This is a genomic window from Streptomyces sp. NPDC102451 (assembly GCF_044765485.1).
Classification (GTDB): domain Bacteria; phylum Actinomycetota; class Actinomycetes; order Streptomycetales; family Streptomycetaceae; genus Streptomyces.
Window position 1 is genome coordinate 44447 of sequence record NZ_JBIWKD010000004.1, and the last position, 16986, is coordinate 61432.

The 16986-nt window shown below is 72.4% G+C and carries 15 protein-coding genes and 1 pseudogene; 7 read left to right on the plus strand and 9 right to left on the minus strand.

What is annotated here, in order from left to right; translation table 11 throughout:
* Window positions 1-2: 2 nt before the first annotated feature.
* A complete protein-coding gene (locus ACIRD8_RS10555; protein ID WP_403988794.1) occupies window positions 3-1289 on the minus strand; it encodes an ABC transporter substrate-binding protein in 1287 nt (428 codons plus the stop codon).
* A 407-nt stretch (window positions 1290-1696) separates the two neighbouring features.
* Between ACIRD8_RS10555 and ACIRD8_RS10560 the strand changes: the two genes are divergently transcribed.
* A complete protein-coding gene (locus ACIRD8_RS10560; protein ID WP_403988796.1) occupies window positions 1697-2746 on the plus strand; it encodes a LacI family DNA-binding transcriptional regulator in 1050 nt (349 codons plus the stop codon).
* A gap of 116 nt (window positions 2747-2862) precedes the next feature.
* Window positions 2863-3186 (plus strand): annotated as a pseudogene (locus tag ACIRD8_RS10565) (PaaI family thioesterase); the annotation flags it as partial.
* A 50-nt stretch (window positions 3187-3236) separates the two neighbouring features.
* Here the strand turns inward: ACIRD8_RS10565 and ACIRD8_RS10570 are convergent.
* Entirely contained in the window at window positions 3237-3980 is a 744-nt protein-coding gene (locus ACIRD8_RS10570; protein WP_403988798.1) for a class I SAM-dependent DNA methyltransferase, read from the minus strand.
* Between the two features lie 32 nt (window positions 3981-4012).
* Window positions 4013-4954, minus strand: a complete 942-nt coding sequence (locus tag ACIRD8_RS10575) for an aldo/keto reductase (protein ID WP_403988800.1) — start codon at window positions 4952-4954, stop codon at window positions 4013-4015.
* 82 nt (window positions 4955-5036) lie between these two features.
* Here ACIRD8_RS10575 and ACIRD8_RS10580 point away from each other — a divergent pair, with 82 nt between their 5' ends.
* Window positions 5037-5654 carry a TetR/AcrR family transcriptional regulator gene (locus ACIRD8_RS10580; RefSeq protein WP_403988802.1) on the plus strand — a complete coding sequence of 206 codons (618 nt, stop codon included), beginning with the start codon at window positions 5037-5039 and terminating at the stop codon, window positions 5652-5654.
* Window positions 5655-5753: 99 nt separating this feature from the next.
* Window positions 5754-6716: a LysR substrate-binding domain-containing protein gene (locus ACIRD8_RS10585; protein ID WP_403988804.1), complete on the plus strand. Its 963-nt coding sequence runs from the start codon at window positions 5754-5756 to the stop codon at window positions 6714-6716.
* Between the two features lie 7 nt (window positions 6717-6723).
* Here the strand turns inward: ACIRD8_RS10585 and ACIRD8_RS10590 are convergent, their stop codons facing one another.
* The 6 genes from ACIRD8_RS10590 to ligA all read right to left on the minus strand — a co-directional run bounded on the left by ACIRD8_RS10590 (window position 6724) and on the right by ligA (window position 14034).
* On the minus strand, window positions 6724-7029 hold the full coding sequence (locus tag ACIRD8_RS10590; RefSeq protein WP_403988805.1) for a 4a-hydroxytetrahydrobiopterin dehydratase: 306 nt from the start codon (window positions 7027-7029) through the stop codon (window positions 6724-6726).
* 105 nt (window positions 7030-7134) lie between these two features.
* Entirely contained in the window at window positions 7135-7878 is a 744-nt protein-coding gene (locus ACIRD8_RS10595) for a DUF1275 family protein (protein ID WP_403988807.1), read from the minus strand.
* Between the two features lie 121 nt (window positions 7879-7999).
* Window positions 8000-10312, minus strand: a complete 2313-nt coding sequence (gene secD / locus ACIRD8_RS10600; protein WP_403988809.1) for a protein translocase subunit SecD — start codon at window positions 10310-10312, stop codon at window positions 8000-8002.
* Between the two features lie 50 nt (window positions 10313-10362).
* Window positions 10363-10881, minus strand: a complete 519-nt coding sequence (locus tag ACIRD8_RS10605; protein ID WP_403988811.1) for a hypothetical protein — start codon at window positions 10879-10881, stop codon at window positions 10363-10365.
* Between the two features lie 68 nt (window positions 10882-10949).
* Window positions 10950-11795: a rod shape-determining protein MreC gene (locus ACIRD8_RS10610; RefSeq protein ID WP_403988812.1), complete on the minus strand. Its 846-nt coding sequence runs from the start codon at window positions 11793-11795 to the stop codon at window positions 10950-10952.
* A gap of 145 nt (window positions 11796-11940) precedes the next feature.
* On the minus strand, window positions 11941-14034 hold the full coding sequence (gene ligA / locus ACIRD8_RS10615; protein WP_403988814.1) for an NAD-dependent DNA ligase LigA: 2094 nt from the start codon (window positions 14032-14034) through the stop codon (window positions 11941-11943).
* A gap of 238 nt (window positions 14035-14272) precedes the next feature.
* Between ligA and ACIRD8_RS10620 the strand changes: the two genes are divergently transcribed.
* The 3 genes from ACIRD8_RS10620 to ACIRD8_RS10630 all read left to right on the plus strand — a co-directional run bounded on the left by ACIRD8_RS10620 (window position 14273) and on the right by ACIRD8_RS10630 (window position 16981).
* Entirely contained in the window at window positions 14273-15208 is a 936-nt protein-coding gene (locus ACIRD8_RS10620; RefSeq protein WP_403988816.1) for a DUF1996 domain-containing protein, read from the plus strand.
* An 83-nt stretch (window positions 15209-15291) separates the two neighbouring features.
* Window positions 15292-15918: a DUF305 domain-containing protein gene (locus ACIRD8_RS10625; protein ID WP_403988818.1), complete on the plus strand. Its 627-nt coding sequence runs from the start codon at window positions 15292-15294 to the stop codon at window positions 15916-15918.
* A 7-nt stretch (window positions 15919-15925) separates the two neighbouring features.
* Window positions 15926-16981 carry a LacI family DNA-binding transcriptional regulator gene (locus ACIRD8_RS10630; RefSeq protein ID WP_403988820.1) on the plus strand — a complete coding sequence of 352 codons (1056 nt, stop codon included), beginning with the start codon at window positions 15926-15928 and terminating at the stop codon, window positions 16979-16981.
* Window positions 16982-16986 lie beyond the last annotated feature (5 nt).

Below are 16986 nucleotides of genomic sequence, written 5' to 3' on the forward strand. Positions count from 1 at the left end.
TCTCAGCTCTGCTGCAGGAGCCGGTCGCAGGCCTTGACAGCGTTGTCAAGAGCTTCCTCGGGGCTCTGCTTCCCCTGGAGGGCCTTGGCGATCTGGTTGCGGAGCTCGGTCTTCATCTGCTCGCTGAACAGCACCGGGGTGTAATTGACCGCGGTCTTCAGCGACTTGGCGGCGGCGACCCGGACGCGGGTCTCGTCCGTGCCGTCCTCCTCGGTGAAGTAGGGGTCGTCGAGCGATCCCGCGGTGCTCGGGAAGATGGCGACCTGCTTCGCGAACTCCATCTGCCGGGTCGCGTCGGTGACGTAGTGCGCGAAGGCCACGGAGGCGGGCTTCTGCTTCGACTGCGCGTTCACCATGACGCCCATGACGTACATGTTGGCCTTGCCGGTGTTGCTGACCTGGTCGGTGATGCCGATGTTCTTGTAGAGCCCGGGCGCCTGCTTCTTGAAGTTGGCCAGGTCCAGCGCGCTGCCGGGGTTCATCGCCACGGACTCCGTGAGGAACTTGTGGCCCGAGGACTCGGGCGTCGCGGTCAGCGCCTGCGGGTCGAGCGCCTTGGCGTCGTACAACTCCTTGTACTTGGTGAGGAGTTCGATGCCCTTGGCGTCATTGAAGGCGAAGCCGGTGCCGTCGTCGTTCATCAGCGCGCCGCCGTAGCGGCCGAAGTCCTCGATGGTCGGCACATTGGCGAGGGCCGCGACCTTCCCGTCACTCGCACCGGCCAGCTTCAGCCCGGCGGCGAAGACCTCGTCGTACGTGGCCGGGGGCTTCGCCGGGTCGAGTCCGGCCTTCTCCAGCAGCCGCTTGTTGTAGAACATCGGCCCGGTGTTGAGGTACCAGGGGAAGGCGAACGTGCCCTCGGTGCCGGGCACCTGATGGCTCGTCCAGGCTTCCGGCAGGTACTCCTCGCGGTACTTGGAGGCCGCCTTGTCGAGGTCCAGGGCGATGCCCGCCTCGGCCAGCGGCGCCACCAGGTCGGGCGAGACGTTCACGACGTCGGGGAGGGTGCCGCCGGCCGCATCGGCGCTGATCTTGTCGGCGTAGCCCTCGCCCGGGCGGTCGACCCACTTGACCTCGGTGCCCGGGTACTTCTTCTCGAAGTCGGCGATCACGCCGTTGAAGTAGTCCTTGAAGTTCGCCTGCAGGTTCCAGGTCTGGAAGGTGATCTCCCCCTCGACCTTGCCCGACGCATCGGTGGAGCCCGCTCCGGAGCCGCCCCCGCAGGCGCTCAACGGCAGGACGGTGGCGAGTACGACGGCAGCGACGGCTGCTCTGCGGGAGATGCGCACGGTGAACGGCTCCTTTGCTCGGACCAGGCAGGCGAAGGCAAGCGGAGTGGCGAACCCGTCGGCCGCCTTCGCTCGGCTGAGACTGCAAGGCACCCGGGGGAAAGTCAATACATTCACCGAAGATCGACCGGCGCTTTCGACATATACACAGGTCAGACCGGTTTCACCTCCAGTTGAAGGCGGAGAACTAAAGCGCATTAGGATGCAACAGCTCAAGCGCATTAGTATCCGGTCGAGTTCTCTCGACCGGGCGCTCCGCACGGCTTACACTTCCCCGGGGCCGGGCGAACGCGCCGCCCTCATGTGGGGACCACGGGTACGCGGGAGAGAGGCACCGGGTGACACCGAAGGGGCCGTCGGCCGAGGACGATTCACCGGCCAGACGCACACCGGCACGCCGGCCGACCATGAAGGACATCGCTCAGCGCGCGGGGGTCTCGGAGAGCGCCGTCTCGTTCGCGCTCAACGGCCGTCCGGGCGTCTCGGAGCTCACCCGCGACCGGATCCGCCGGGTCGCCGAACAGCTGGGCTGGCGGCCCAGTACGGCCGCGCGGGCACTCTCCGGCGAGGGGTCGGCCACGGTGGGGCTGGTCCTGGCACGCCCGGCGGCCCATCTGGGCGTGGACTCGTTCTTCCTCCAGCTGATCTCCGGCATCCAGGAGGTGCTCGCCGAGCGCCAACTCGGGCTGCTCTTCCAGGTGGTGGAGGACATGGCGGCCGAATGCGCGGTCTACAGGCGCTGGTGGGCCGAGCACCGGGTCGACGGCGTACTGGTGGTCGATCCGCGTACGGACGATCCGCGCGCCGCCCTGCTGGACGAACTGGGCCTGCACGCCGTCGTCATCGGCACACTGCCCGGCGGAGACACGGGCCCGCATCCGGGGCTCTCACAGATCCGCGCGGACGACGCGGGAGCCATGGCGGCGGTCGTCGGACGGCTGTGCGAGCTGGGTCACCGGCGCATCGTGCACATCGCGGGCCTCTCCACCCTGGCCCACACCGACCGCCGCATCGAGTCCCTGCGGACCGAGGCCGACCGGCGCGGGCTGGCCGAGGCGCACTCGGTGACCACGGACTACTCCGACATCGAGGGCGCGGCGGTCACCCGGCGGGTGCTGGAGCGACGGATCCGTCCGACGGCCCTGATCTACGACAACGACGTGATGGCCGCGGCCGGTTCGGCGGTCGCCACGGGCCTCGGTCTGGCGGTCCCGGACGACGTGTCGGTGGTGTCCTGGGAGGACTCCGCGCTCTGCAGGCTGACCGCGCCGTGGCTGACCGCGCTGTCCCGGGACCCGGTCGCGTTCGGCCGCCTCGCGGCACGGGAACTGACGGCGCTGCTCGACGGCGGCCCGGCCCGCACCGTGCAGGTCCCGCTGCCCCGGCTGATCGAGCGGGGCAGCACGGCTGCGGCCAGGGACGACGGGGAGGGGACGGAGACGGCCCCGGCGGGGTAGCCGGCCTGCGCCGGCTCGGTCGGTATGCCGCGCCGAGGTCATCCCGGAAGGGGCCGGTCCTCGACGACGTGCTTCATGACGACGCCGGCTGGTGAGCGAGCCGCCCGTGGAGCCGTATCGTCCTGCCGAGCCGCCCCGAAGTCACCCAGCAGCACGGCTACATCCACGCCGGTGCCACCAGCGCCGGCGCGGACAGCGCCGGGGGCTATGCCGCGCTCACCCTGTTCCCCGGGAACAGTGAGGTCCTCACCGTCGAGTACAAGCTCAACCTCCTCTCGCCCGCCCTCGGCGACCAGGTCGAGGCGGTGGGCACGGTCCTGAGGCCAGGACGCACGCTCACCGTGTGCCGACTTGAAGTGTTCGGCGTGCGGGACGGCCGGTCCGAGCTCGTCGCGGCCGGTCAGCAGACCCTGATCCGGGTGGACAGCCCTGCAGCGTAGAGGCGCTTCCCCGAAGTCCCCTTCCCCGCACCGGCGTTCGAGGCCCGCCGTCAGCCGCGTACCCGGAAGGCCAGCAGCCGGTACGCGGGGTCGGCGCGGGCGCGGTCCGGGTCGGGCAGCGCGGTGAGCTCGGCGGCGAGCCGGGTGGCGGCCGTCCCGGGCAGGGCCAGCCGCGAGGCGTAGTCGCCCCGCAGCACCGCCCGGGCGGTGCGCAGCGGGGAGCGGCCCTGCCCGTGCCCGGCGAAGCCGGCCCCGTCGGCGGGCTCCAGGCCGCAGGTCGTCGCGTAGCCGGTGACCAGGTCCGCCGCGTCGGCCGGCCGTGAGCTGCGGTAGGGGGCGAGCACCGCGTCGATGTCGCTGCCCACGTCGTGCCCGGCGTCCTTGTCGACCGTGGCGACGAACACCCCTCCGGGCCGCAGCACCCGGGCCGCCTCGGTGACCACCTCGCGGACGGCGCCGTCACCGCGCAGCAGGTGCAGCAGCCAGACGGCGCTGACCGCGTCGACCGCCGCGGCGGGCAGGGGCAGTTGCCGTACGTCGGCGAGGGTCACCGACCCGATCCGCTGCCGGGCCAGCCGGGCCATGCCGTACGAGGCGTCCGCGCCGAACACCCGGAGTGCCGGGCGGCCGTGGGCGATCCGTTGGGTGACCAGCCCCGTCCCACAGCCGATGTCCAGCAGCGTACGGGCGGTGGGGGGCAGCAGTCCGAGGACGGCACTCGCCGCGGCCTCGGCCCGGGGCTCCCCACCGCGGGTCCTGTCGTACCGGGCGGCTTCCTCGTCGTAATCCAGCACGGCGCCACCCTAAGGGCTGCCCCGCCCCTCCCTCAGCCCAACGCGATGTCCCCCGAGCGGGACGGCACGGCGTCGAGGGCGGCGAGCGTCGCCTCGTCGAGCGTGAGTGCTCCCGCGTCGACGTTCTCCTTCAGGTGACCGGGGTCGGCCGTGCCGGGGATCAGCAGCAGGTGCGGGGCGTGGTGGAGCAGCCAGGCCAGGCCGACCTGCGCGGGGGTGGCCGCCAGCTCACGGGCGGCGGTGATCACGGCGGGCTCGTCGGACACCTTCGGCAGGCCGTCGAAGGCGCTGCCGAGGGGGAAGTACGGCACCCAGGCGATGTCCTCGGCGAGGCAGAGCCGGAGCGTGTCCTCGTCGTCGCGCGTCAGGAGGCTGTACGCGTTCTGCACGCAGGCGATGCCCGCGGGAAGGGCCCTGCGCACTCCGTCGGCGGTCACGCTGCTGAGGCCGATCGCACCGATCTTGCCTTCGTCCCGCAGGGCGGTCATCACGGCGAGCTGGTCGTCGAGGGCGACGATCTGGTCGCCCTCGGCGCGCAGTCCGGGGCCGGAGTCGGGCCGGCGCAGATTGACGAGGGGGATCTGTTCGAGGCCGAGGCTCGCCAGATTGTCCTCGACGCTGGCGCGCAGCTGCTCGGGGCGCTGGGCGAAGCGCAGGGGAATGGGGCCGTCGGGCTCGGGATCGGCCCCTACCTTGCTGACCACGATGACATCGTCCTCGGGGCGGATGGCTTCGCGGATCACGTCGTTGACGAAGCCGTGGCCGTAGAACTGGGCGGTGTCGATGTGATCGATTCCGAGCTCGACGGTGCGGCGCAGGAGGGCCACGGCCGCCTTGCGGTCGCCCCTCAGACGTTCGAGTTGCATGGCGCCGAAGCCGACGCGGGAGACGGTGCGGCCCGCGAGCCGCCCGGGCCCGCCGGCGCGCGGTGCGCCGGATGCCGTGTGCTGGAGAGATCGGGTGGGAGAGGCCATGACGGTCCCGTTCTCGTGAGACGATGAGGTAAGCGGAGTGTCTCCGCTTACTCCAACCTAGCAGAAACGGAGGGCCTCCGCTTTGCCCGAGCCCGAACCCCAGGCCACGGACCCCGGCACGGCGCCGTCCGGGCGCCCCGCGCGCGCCGACGCACGGCGCAACCGCGACCGGATCCTCTCCGTCGCCCGTACCGCCTTCGCCTCGACGGCCGAGACCGTCCCCCTGGACGCGATCGCCCGCGAGGCCGGTATCGGGATCGGCACGCTCTACCGCCACTTCCCGACCCGGGAGGCGCTCGTGGAGGCCGTCTACTCCGCGGAGCTGGACGAGGTCGTCTCCAGCGCCCCCACCTTGCTCGCCGAGCTTCCGCCCGAAGCCGCGCTCCGCGCCTGGATGGACCGGTACGCGGCGTTCGTCCAGGTCAAGCGAGGGATGTCGGCCACGCTGCGGGCGGGCTGGGCATCGGGCAGCATCGCCACGCCCGCGACGCGGGAGCGGATCACGGCGGCCATCGCGGTGATCCTGGCCGGGGGCGTGCGGGACGGTTCGCTGCGCGCGGACGTCGGGCCGGAGGACGTCATGATGATGCTGCTCGGGGTCTTCCTCTCCACGACGGCGAGCGACTCGCCGGAGCGGACCGGCCCGCTCCTCGACCTGGTCGTCGACGCGCTCCGGTACTCGGCGGGGCGGAACGGATAGCGGTCCGGAGCAGGCAGCGGGCGGGCGTGGCGGACCACCCGTCGAGACGGCCGCGCCCCACGTATTGCCGGTGGGTGCCGGCGGCCATAACGTGCGCGCATGGAGCTGGAGTTACGTCACCTGCGCACCGTACGGGCCATAGCCGACACCGGCAGTCTCACGAAGGCCGCGGCGGCCCTCGGGCTCGCGCAGCCCGCGCTCAGTGCCCAGTTGCGGCGGATCGAGAAGGCGCTCGGCGGTTCGCTCTTCGACCGGGACCACACGGGTGCGCGGCCCACCCTGCTCGGCGAACTGGTCCTGGAGCGGGCCCGGGTGGTGCTGCCCGCGGTGAGCGGGCTCCAGGAGGAGGCGGTGCGCTTCGCCAACGCCTCGGCCGCCGTGGAGCGCTTCCGGCTCGGCGGCACGCACGGCCCGCTGCTCGGCGGCCTGGTCGACCGGCTGGCCGCCGCACACCCGACGGCGCCCGTGTCCACGTACACCTCGTGGTCGGTGGCGGAGATCGCCTCGCTGCTGATCGACGGGCGGCTGGACTTCGCCCTGATCGGGGCCTGCGGGGAGAGCCCGCCGCCGATGGGTGACCGGCTCGTCTGGCAGGTGATCGGGATCGACCCGGTGTTCGTCATGCTGCCCGAGAGCCACCCGCTGGCGGACCGGCAGGAGCTCGAACTCTCCGCGCTGGCGGACGAGTGCTGGGCCGACGTGCCCGGCGACGGCTGCTTCGCCGACTGCTTCACCGCGGCGTGCGCGCGGGCCGGCTTCACCCCCGCGTCGGTGTACGAGACGGACACGGTGTCCGTCGTGCATCTGGTCCAGGTGGGGCGGGCGATCGGACTGTGCCGGGCCACGTTCCCGCCGACCCCGGGCCTGGTGACCCGGCCCCTGGCGGGCTCGCCGCTGAGCTGGCGTCATCTGCTGGGCCGGCATCCGCGGTCCCCCGCGGCGAGCGCCGCGTCCGCCGCGGTGAGCGGGCACACCCGTGCGGCGTACACGGAGGCCGTGCGGCGCAGCGACAGTTACGCGCGCTGGCTCGCCGCACACCCCCGCTTCGGCCCTGCCCCGTGAGGGCCGCCTACTCCGCGCCGTGCCCGGCGGCGATCGCCTCCACCCGGGCGGCCAGCGCGAGGTCCTTGCGGGTGACGGCACCACCCGCGTCATGCGTGTGCACGGCGAGGGCCACCGTGTTGTAGCCCAGCGTCAGGTCCGAGTGGTGGTTGAGCTCCTCCTGGATCTGGGCGACGTGGACGGTCAGCCCGGCGGCGGCGAAATGGGACGGCAGCCGGTAGGTGCGCGTGATCCGGTCCCCCTCCAGCCGCCAGCCGGGCAACTCGCGCAGGCCGGCGTCGATGTCGTCTGCGGACAGCGGTTCGGTGGGCATACGGCGGCTCCTGAGCGTATCGATGCGGTCGACGGGTGCCCGTGACGTTACGGTCCGGGCCCGCCGGCTGTCGCGCGTGACACGGGGCGGGCGGCCGGGCCGCGCTCATGCCCCGCCCGCGGGCCGCGTCCAGGGCGCGTCGCTCCGGGCCAGTGGCGTCGCCGCCGTGGCCATGACGGCCAGGAGGCTCACGGCGAGGATCAGCGGCAGCGACGGGTGCCCGTTCAGCAGGGCCAGGGCTCCGACGGAGGCACCGGCCAGCAGCGCCGCGGCGGAGAGGACGCGGCGCCCCGCCTTGCTGCCGGGCCCCATGGCGAGCCGGCTGTCGGCCACCGCTCCGGTGAGGGTGCGGGTCACCACGGTCGTGGTGAGGTCGGGTACGGCGAGCGCCCGGACGACCGCGTTCTGCACACCGAGTCCGACGCCGAGCAGCACGATGAGGGCGAAGCGGACTCCCCCGGTGTACGGTCCGCCCGAGATCAGCGTGACGATCATGGCGGCGGCCACGAAGACGGTCTCGACGAGGAGCGCGTGCTGCAGCTGACGGCCCCGGTGCGCCCTGGCCCGGTGGACCGCGATGCCGCCGGCCAGCGCCCCCGCCCCGAACGACAGGAGTGCCACCGCCGAGGCCAGTGTCGAGAAGCTCGCCGCGCCCGCGAAGGAGAAGCCCAGGAACATGACGTTGCCCGTCATGTTGGCGACGAAGACGTGCCCGAGGAGCAGATAGCTGAACGCGTCGACCAGCCCGGTGAGCACGGTCAGGACGAGCAGTACCGGCGGCAGCGGGCCGTGCGGGCCGCCCATGTCCGGTACGAGCGTGTCCCGGGCCTCACGCAGCACCTGGGGCATGGGCGGCACACTCCGATCACTCGATGTGATCAGGATTGTGCCGCAGTCCGGCGCGCGTACTCCCCGTACACGCCGGGCGGGGCGGGACGGCACCCCGGCCCCGCCCGGCGCGTCACAGTGCCTAGACGCGTGCCCCGTTGTCGGCAGGGTCCCGACGTGGTCTGCCGACCGCCTTCTTCTTACGCCCCGGGGCCCGCTTCCGGGCGGGCGGCGGAGCCTTGCTGCTCCTCTCCAGGAGGAGCGCCCCCGGTACGGCGGTCATCACCGAGGAGTACGTGCCCACGCAGATGCCGATGAGGAGGGCGAGCGCGAAGTCCGCGAGCGAGTCACCGCCCAGCACGGCGAGGGCGACCAGGATGAACAGGGCGCCCATCCCCGTGTTGACGGTGCGCGGGACGGTCTGCAGGACGGCGCGGTTGGCGACGTCGGCGACCGGGGCGCGCCGGTTCCTGGCCCACAGCTCCCGTACCCGGTCGAACACCACGACGGAGTCGTTGACGGAGTAGCCGATGACGGTGAGCAGGGCGGCCAGGAAGATCCCGTCGACGGGGCGCCCGAGCCAGGCGAAGGCGCCGACCAGGATGACGACGTCGTGGACCAGGGCCCCGACCGAGGCCACCGCGAACGTCCAGCGGAACCGGGCCGCAAGGTAGGCGAGTTGTACCACCACGGCCACGCCCAGGGCGATCAGGGCGTTGCGCCGCAGCTCGTCCCCGAGGCTGGGGCCGATCAGCTCGTCACGCACCTTGGTGGCCTCGCCGCCCTCCTCGGCCAGCGCGGCCCGCAGGGCGTGTTCCCCGTCGTTGTCCAGCGTCCCGGTGCGTACGGAGAGGTCGTGCTCGCCCGCGGTGGTGACCTCGGCGTCGGTGAAGCCCGCGGCGGCGATCGCGTCGCGGGCGGTCTCGACATCGACGGGGCGGCTGGTGGAGTACTCGACCAGCCGCCCGCCGGTGAATTCGACCCCCAGGTCGACGCCCCGCACGAGGATGCCGGTCACGGCGAGGAGGACGAGCGCGGTGGACACCATCAGCCAGCGGCGCGGGGAGCGGAACAGCTGGGGGTCGCGTTCGTTCAGCCAGGTACGGACCCTGCCGGGCCGCGCGATGCCGTTGACGCCCCGGTAGTCGCCGACGAACCGGGAGCCGGCCGCGATCTCCGTGAGCGCCCTCGCGATGACGAGCGCGGAGAACATCGAGACCAGCACCCCGATGGCGAGCGTGACACCGAAGCCCTTGACCGGTCCCGAGCCGAGGAAGAAGAGGAGCCCGGCGGCGATGAGCGTGGTGACGTTGGAGTCGGCGACGGCGCTCCAGGCGTTACGGAATCCGGCGCTGAGCGCCGAGCGCAGCGAACCGTTCCGCCGGTCCGCGTACTCCTCGCGGGCCCGTTCGAAGACAAGGACGTTGGCATCGACCGCCATTCCGATGGCGAGGACGAAACCGGCGAGGCCCGGCAGGGTCAGCGTGACCCCCAGGGCGACGAGGACGGCGTAGGAGATCACGCCGTACGCGGCGAGGGCCGTCGCGGCGAGCGCTCCGAACAGCCGGTACATCACGGTGATGAAGAGGGCGGTGGCCGCGGCGCCGATGAGCGCGGCCCGGGCGCTGGCGTCGATGGCGGCCGCACCGAGCGTCGGGCCGACGGTCCGCTGCTCGACGATCTCCACGGGGAGCGGGAGCGCGCCGCCCTTGATGAGCAGGGCGAGATCACGTGCCTCGCCGGCGCTGAACGAGCCGGTGATCTGTGTGGACCCGGAGGGGAGTCCTACGTTGCAGCCGACCGAAGGGGAGACCTGCGGCGAGGAGATGACCTTCCCGTCGAGGACGATGGCGACGCGGCGCCGTTCGTCACCGGCTGGATGGCACGCGGCTTCCCCGGTCAGGCCGGTCCACTTCTTGCCCGCGTCCTTGTGGAAGTCGAGGGAGACGCTCCAGCCCGTGCCCTGCTGGGCGTCGAAGTCCGCGGTGGCGTCCTTCACGCCGGCGCCGGAGAGCTGCACCGGGCCGAGATCGAGAAGGCCGCCCTGCTCGTCGGGGAGTGTCGGCCCGTCCTTCGCCGTCCCCTCCTTCTTCTCCTCGGTCCCGGGACCCTGGACGGCGTGGAAGCTGAGCTGGGCGGTCCTGCCGATGACCTCGGCGGCCTGGCGCGGATCCTGGACGTCGGGCAGTTCGACGATGATCCGGTCCTCGCCCGAGCGGGTCAGGACCGGTTCGGCGACACCGAGGGAGTCGATGCGCTGTCGCAGCACCTCCAGGGTGCGGTCGGTGCTCTCCCGGTCCGCCTTCGCGGTGCCGGAGTCCTTGGCCTGCAGCACCATCCGGGTGCCGCCCTGGAGGTCGAGGCCGAGTCTGGGTGACATGGTCAGCGTGATGAGCACGGAGACGAGCAGAACGGCGGCAGCCAGAACCGCTCGCACCGTGGTGGCGCGAGTCATGGGAGTCCCCTTGAGTGGGCGTCGTCCGCCCTGGCCCCGGAGGGGAGGCCTCAGGAGGGAGGGCGGGGTGACGGGTCTGTGGAGCAGGACCGGCGAAGGGCCGGCTGACCGGCCGTCACTCCTGGAGGACCCCGCACACCCGGCAGCGCCGCCCCGGCCCGTACGACGGCGAAGGGCGCGGCGCGCCCTCCGCCGGGCGTGGCACCCCGAGGCAGGGGAAGGCTCTGCGGGCGCGGGGGCAGGGCGCCGTGGCCGGGCGGGGGAACGTGGTGCGGCCCGTGCGGGCGGTCCGCGCCCGCACGCGGCCCCGGGCCCGAGACGGCCGCCCGGTCCTCCTCCGACCACCGGACGGGGGCGGACCGGACAGTCGCCTCCGGCAGGGAGGCGCGCGCGGCGAGGTGGGCGGGCCCTGCGGCGGCGCGCGCGGCGCCGGTGTCCGGAAGCGCGGGCCCGGTCGCGGCATGCGCGGCGCCGGGGAGCGGTGCGGGAAGTGCGGCTCCGGCTGCCGCGGGCGCGCCGCCGAGAAGTGTCAGGACGCCGAGGAGCAGCGCGGCGAGGAAGTACCGCACGTCGTGCGGCGGTGTGCCGTGCGTCCCCCGCGGGGGCGCGTTCCCCCGGGGAGCCCCCGGGAGGGGGCTCACCTCAGCCGGACCGGGCGGGGGGACACCGTGCCCGTGCCGGAGGAGGCCAGGACGGAGTCCAGGATCAGCGCGGCGCCCCGTACGACAGCGGTCGAGGGGTCGGGGACGACCCGCACCGGCGCACCGAGGCAGTCCGCGATCAGGTCGGTGACATCGCGGCGGAACGCACCGCCGCCGGTGAGCACGGGCCCACGGCGCAACGCCCCGCGCACCGCGCCGTGCTGGTCCTCATGCCACATGGACGTGATCATATCGAGGACGCTCCGGGCGAGTTCGGCAGGCAGCGACCTCGGTTCGAGATCGCTGAGTCCCGCGTCGGCCTGGCGGGCGTCGACGACCTTGCCGTCCACCAGCAGGGCGACTTCGGTCAGCTCGGCGCCCATGTCGACGACCAGCACGGGACCGCCGCCGAGCAGCCCGGCGCACGCGGCCGCGGCGCTGGCGCTGTTGAGGACCACGGCACCGGACGCGCCCAGGGCGCCGAGGAGTTCCGCCGCCAGCGTGCGGTGTTCGCGTCCGGCCAGGACCGGGTGACTGAGCACGATCACACTGTCCTGGCGGTGCTCGCCCAGCGCGGTGTCGGCGAGGCGGCCCAGCAGTCCGGCGCAGGACGCCGCGTCGACGATGCGGCCCCGCCGGACCGGCCGGCCCCCGCCGCCGTCCCAGTCGGCCGGTCCGCAGGCGACGGGGCCCCGCCCCGGGACCCAGGCACGGGTCCCGGAGCTGCCCAGGTCGATGGCCAGTCCCCTGACGGGGCCGGGACGGTGCGCCGCACCCGTGTGTGCGTCCCGCTGCCGGAGGACGGGCCGGCCGCGCAGCCGTCCGTCACGCGAAGAACGCATCGGCCCTCACCCTCAGGTCTGACGCCCCAGCCGTCACCACTTGTCGACCGCTGATAGCGAGGCATGATCGATCCCTCACTATGCAATACAAGGGATGAAAAGGCCACTCCCTTGATAATTCCAAGGTTCGTGCCCGCGTATACCTTTACGCCACCGGGGCCAGGTAGGTCTCGACCAGCTCCGCGAATTCCTCGGGCGCGGCTATCCGGACACCCAGGTCCTCGGCCTTGCTCCGCTTGGATCCGGCCTTCTCCCCCGCGACCAGCAGGCTCGTGCGCTTGGAGACGCTGGAGGAGGACTTTCCGCCGGCCCGCTCGATCAGCTCGTTCATCTGATTCCGCGAGAGCTTCTCCAGGACCCCTGTCATGGCTCCCGTGACCACGACCGTCATGCCCGCGAGCGGCAGGCCGGACGCCTGGTCCTCGGCGCCGTCCTCCGGCTCGGCGCCGGGCTCCGGCGGCGGGGTCGCACCGGGCTCCGTCATGTTGACCTCGGCGGCCACCAGCTTGCCGATCAGCGGCGCCAGCTCCTCCAGCTCCGTGACGACCGCCGCCGCCTTCTCCTTGCCGATGCCGTCGACCTGCTGCAACGCCTCCGCGTCGGCGGCGACGATCCGGTCCATCGAGGCGAAGTGACGGGCGATCCGCCGGGACATGGAGCGCCCCGTGCCCCGTACACCGAGGGCACAGAAGACGCGGGAGAGCGGCCTGGTCCTGGCCGTCTCGACGGCCGCCAGCAGATTGTCGGTGGAGGTCTCCCCCATCCGCTCCAGGGAGAGCAGCCGGTCCCGCTCCAGGGTGAAGAGATCGGCGAAGTCCTGCACGAGGCCCGCGTCGACGAGCTGGACGACCCGGGTGACGCCGAGCCCTTCGATGTCGAGCTGGTCACGGCCGGCCGCGTAGGAGATGGAGGCGACCAGACGGCAGTTGCGCCCCCGGGTGCAACGCCAGCGCTGCTCGCTCATGTCGATCTCCGAGCCGCACTGCGGGCAGACCTCGGGGAAGGCGATCGGCTGCTCCTCACCCGTCCGCAGATGCGCGACCGGGGCCTCGATGCGGGGGATGATGTCGCCCGCCTTGTAGACCATGACATGGTCACCCAGGCGCAGATCGCGGCGCGTGATGTCGGCCGGGTTGTGCAGGGTGGCGTAGCTGACGGTGGATCCGTCGATCTCGACGGGCTCCAGCACGGCGCGCGGCGCGATGATGCCGGTCCTGCCGACGTTCCACTCGACGCCCAGCAGCCGGGTGACCTTCTCCACGGCCGGGAGCTTGTAGGCGATGGCCCAGCGCGGCGCCCGCGTCCCCGATCCCGCGTCGCCCTGGTCGGCCGCGAGGTCCGCCTTGATCACGATGCCGTCTATCCCGAACGGCAGCGAGGCGCGCAGCCCGGCGATGTCCTCGACCCCCGCCTGCACCTCCTCGACCGTGGTGACGGTGCGCGGGGCGACCGCGCTGTCCGCCGCCGTGTGCACGCCGAGGCCCGCGACGTACTCCAGGACCTCGCTGTGCGGGAGTTCGCCCAGCGTGTCCGTCAGCTCGCCGGACCCGGGCAGCGCGAGCGCGCCGTATGCGAAGAAGGTCATCTCCACGCGGTACGGACGGTCCTTGGCCCGCAGGGTGCCCGCCGCCCCGTTGCGCGGATTGGCGAAGGGCGCGGCGCCGTGCTCCGTGCGCACCGTGTTGGCCCGCTCGAACTGCTCGTCGGTCATGAGGATCTCGCCGCGCACCTCAAGGGTGACGGGAGCTCCGAGCCGCTCGGGCAGGCCGAGCACCGTACCGATCGCGTGCGAGACGTCCTCGCCGGCCGTCCCGTCGCCCCGGGTGATCAGCCGGTCGAGGCGGCCCTGTTCGTAGCGCGCGGCGACCGCCAGGCCGTCGAGCTTGGGCTCCACGCTCCAGGCGGCGACGGGCCTGCCTATCCGCCGCTCCACGGAGGCCGTCCAGGTGACGAACTGCTCGGCCGAGAACACGTTGTCCAAGGAGAGCATCGGGACCGTGTGCGGCACGTCCCCCGAAGCCGCCCCGCCCGCGACCTTCCCGGTCGGCGAGGCGTCCAGCACCTCCTGCGGGTGCTGCTCCTCGTAGGCCGCGATGCCGCGCACGAGGCGGTCGTACGCGTCGTCGTCGAGCCTGCTCTCACCTGCGGTGTAATACGCGGCGGCAGCACGCTTGGCCTCTTCCACCGCGGCAGCGTAGGCGGCGGTGTCGGCGAGCACTCCAGCTGAGTTCGTCGTCATGACCACCATCCTGCCGTCCACCACTGACAATGCCCTCCGACGGCTACCCGGAGGCGACGATGAGAGAGCGCTCTCCCAAGATTGTCGCCAGCAACTTCGTTCAAACAGCAGGTAATTGAGGTCCCGACGCAGAGTCTTGACATGCTTACATCACACTTCTACGTTCATCGAGAGAGCGCTCTCTACCCTGGCCGGACGACCGGCCAGAGGAACCCCACTTCCTCAGAACAGGAGTGCCGTGCTCTTCTTCAGCAGACGTACGACCGAACACCGCGGACGCAGAGCCCTGCCGCCGTGGCGCTACCGGATCGCGGGGCTGGCCGCCGCCGCACTCGCGCTGTCCTTCATCCAGGCCAACGCGGGCAACGCGGCCGGTGACGCGACCTCACAGGCCGGGCCGAAGGCCGCGGCCGATGTGGTGCGGGTCGCCGAGTTCCTCGCGGAGTGCCCCTACACCCACCGGGCTCCCGACGACCCGATCGTCTTCCCGGGCCTGCCCGGCGCCTCGCACATGCACAGCTTCTTCGGCAACGACACCACCAACGCCCGTTCCGACCTGGCCTCCCTGGAGAAGGGCCGCACCACCTGTGCTCCCACGACCGACCTGTCGTCGTACTGGGTGCCCACGCTGTACGACGGCGACAAGGAGGTGGAGCCCACCGGCACCACGTTCTACTACCTCGGTGAGGGCGTACGGGACGACGTCATCCGTACGATCAAGCCGTTCCCCCGCGGGCTGCGGATCGTCGCGGGCAACGCCGTGGCGGCCGGCCCCGACGACAACACCATCGCGCGCTGGTCCTGTCTCCACCACGGCGAGGTCAATCCGTCCCACGACTTCGTCAACTGCCCGGCGGGCTCGATGATGGAGAGCTACCTCGACTTCCCCCAGTGCTGGAACGGCACGGACCTCGACTCGCCCAACCACAAGAGTCACATGGCCTATCCGGTGGGCGGCGAGTGCCCGTCGACCCACCCGGTCGCGGTGCCCAAGCTGCGGCAGGTCCTGCGCTACCCGGTCAACGGGGACCCGGCGCGCTTCCGGCTGGCCTCGGGGCGCGGCTACACGATGCACGGCGACTTCTTCAACGTCTGGCCCGAGGCCGAGATGGCGCAGCGGGTGCGTGACTGCATCAACGCCATCATCAAGTGCGGCGCCGACGGCACTCCCTGATCGACCGACACTCCCCTGTCCACCGGTGCCTGTCCGGAGCCGTGCGGCCCGGACAGGCACCCTCGCGCAAGGACCACCCGCCGATGCCGGCTCGTCGCACCGCAGCGCTGCTTCTGCTGCTCACCGTCCTGACGTCGTGCGCCTGGGGTGAGGAGCGGCCGGCGGAACCCCGGCCCGCGCCGTCGCCCACGGCGGCCGCCCCCGCCCCCTCCGCGGACCCGACCGATGCCGCCTGGCTCCAGCTGATGATCCCGATGGACAAACAGGCGGTGATCCTGCTGGACCTCGCGGCGGAGAAGGCCACCGACCCCCGGCTGCGGCCCTGGGCGGCACGCCTGCGGACCGCCCAGGGCACCGAACTGGCGGCGCTGCGGGAGCTGCGGGACCGGATGGGGCTGCCGGACACCGATCTGCACAAGGGACACGACATGCCCGGCATGGTGACGGCCGGGGACCTCGAGGACGCCCGTACGGCCGAGGGGGCCGCCTTCGACCGCTTGCTGGTGGCGCAGATCCACGGCCATCTGCGCCAGTCGGAGCAGGTCTCCCGCTCCGAGACGACGGCGGGAAGCCGGGCGGAGGCCACCGCGCGGGCGCGGGCGCTCGTCACCGCACGCGGGGAACAGCTGGCCGATCTGGCGGCGTTGTGCGCGGGCAAGGCCGCTGACGTGCCGGAACCCTTCGCCTGCCCGTCGGATCACCCGGTATAAAGACTGCATGACTGCCGACGTATCGCCGCCCGTACGCCCCGCCACCTTGGAGGACGTGGCCGCGGTGGCGGGCGTCTCCCGGGCGACCGTGTCCCGCGTGATCAACGGCGCGACCACCGTGGACCCGGCACTGCGGCGGGTCGTGGAGGAGGCGGTCGCCACCACGGGGTACGTCCCCAACCGTGCGGCGCGTTCGCTGGTGACCCGCCGGACCGACTCGGTCGCCCTGGTGGTGTCCGAACGTGAACGGCGCCCGGTCTCCGAGCCGTTCATAGGCCGAATGTTCTCCGACCCGCACTTCGGACGCGTGGTGGCCGGGCTGATGGACGTACTGCGTCCCGCCGGCATCCAGATGGTGCTGATGCTCGCCGACGACCAGGCCTCCCGCGATCAGCTGCTGTCGTATCTGCGCCAGGGGCACGTCGACGGGGTGGTGCTGATCTCCTCGCACGCCGACGACCCGCTGCCCGGGCTGATCCATGACACCCGGCTGCCCGCCGTGCTCGCCGGCCGCCCCAAGCGGCCCTCGCCGCTCACCTATGTCGAGGCGGACCAGCGGGCCGGGGCCCAGATGGCGGCCGATCACCTGGCGGCCCTGGGGCGACGGCGCATCGGAACGGTCGCGGGTCCGCAGGACATGCCCGCGGGGCAGGTGCGCCTCACCGGCTTCCTGGACGCGCTGGAGCAGCACGGCGTCGGGGGCGTCGTGACCGCCGAGGGGGACTTCACCCAGTCGGGCGGGGCGTCGGCGATGCGCCAGCTGCTGAAGGAACAGCCGGATCTGGACGCTGTGTTCATCGCCTCGGACCTGATGGCGCTGGGCGCGCTGCCCGTGCTGCTCCGGGCGGGCAAGGACGTGCCCGGGGACGTGGCGGTGGTGGGGTTCGACGACAGCAACGCGGCGGTGGCGTGCGATCCGCCGCTGACGACCGTGCGTCAGCCGGTGGAGGAGATGGCCTCCGAGATGGCCAGGCTCCTCCTCAAGCAGATCGGCACGCCGGGCGATGGCCCTGCACCGTCCGTCGTCTTCCATCCGACCCTCGTGCGCCGCGAGTCCGCCTGACCGTC

What these genes read in the sequence shown, in the direction of transcription:
- ACIRD8_RS10625 (WP_403988818.1), top strand. Translation starts at nt 15,292, where the DNA reads ATGCCGGCTCGTCGCACCGCAGCGCTGCTTCTGCTGCTCACCGTCCTG.
- ACIRD8_RS10595 (WP_403988807.1), bottom strand. Translation starts at nt 7,878, where the DNA reads ATGCCCCAGGTGCTGCGTGAGGCCCGGGACACGCTCGTACCGGACATG.
- ACIRD8_RS10590 (WP_403988805.1), bottom strand. Translation starts at nt 7,029, where the DNA reads ATGCCCACCGAACCGCTGTCCGCAGACGACATCGACGCCGGCCTGCGC.
- ACIRD8_RS10575 (WP_403988800.1), bottom strand. Translation starts at nt 4,954, where the DNA reads ATGGCCTCTCCCACCCGATCTCTCCAGCACACGGCATCCGGCGCACCG.
- ACIRD8_RS10630 (WP_403988820.1), top strand. Translation starts at nt 15,926, where the DNA reads ATGACTGCCGACGTATCGCCGCCCGTACGCCCCGCCACCTTGGAGGAC.
- ACIRD8_RS10585 (WP_403988804.1), top strand. Translation starts at nt 5,754, where the DNA reads ATGGAGCTGGAGTTACGTCACCTGCGCACCGTACGGGCCATAGCCGAC.
- ligA (WP_403988814.1), bottom strand. Translation starts at nt 14,034, where the DNA reads ATGACGACGAACTCAGCTGGAGTGCTCGCCGACACCGCCGCCTACGCT.
- ACIRD8_RS10610 (WP_403988812.1), bottom strand. Translation starts at nt 11,795, where the DNA reads ATGCGTTCTTCGCGTGACGGACGGCTGCGCGGCCGGCCCGTCCTCCGG.
- ACIRD8_RS10560 (WP_403988796.1), top strand. Translation starts at nt 1,697, where the DNA reads ATGAAGGACATCGCTCAGCGCGCGGGGGTCTCGGAGAGCGCCGTCTCG.
- secD (WP_403988809.1), bottom strand. Translation starts at nt 10,312, where the DNA reads ATGACTCGCGCCACCACGGTGCGAGCGGTTCTGGCTGCCGCCGTTCTG.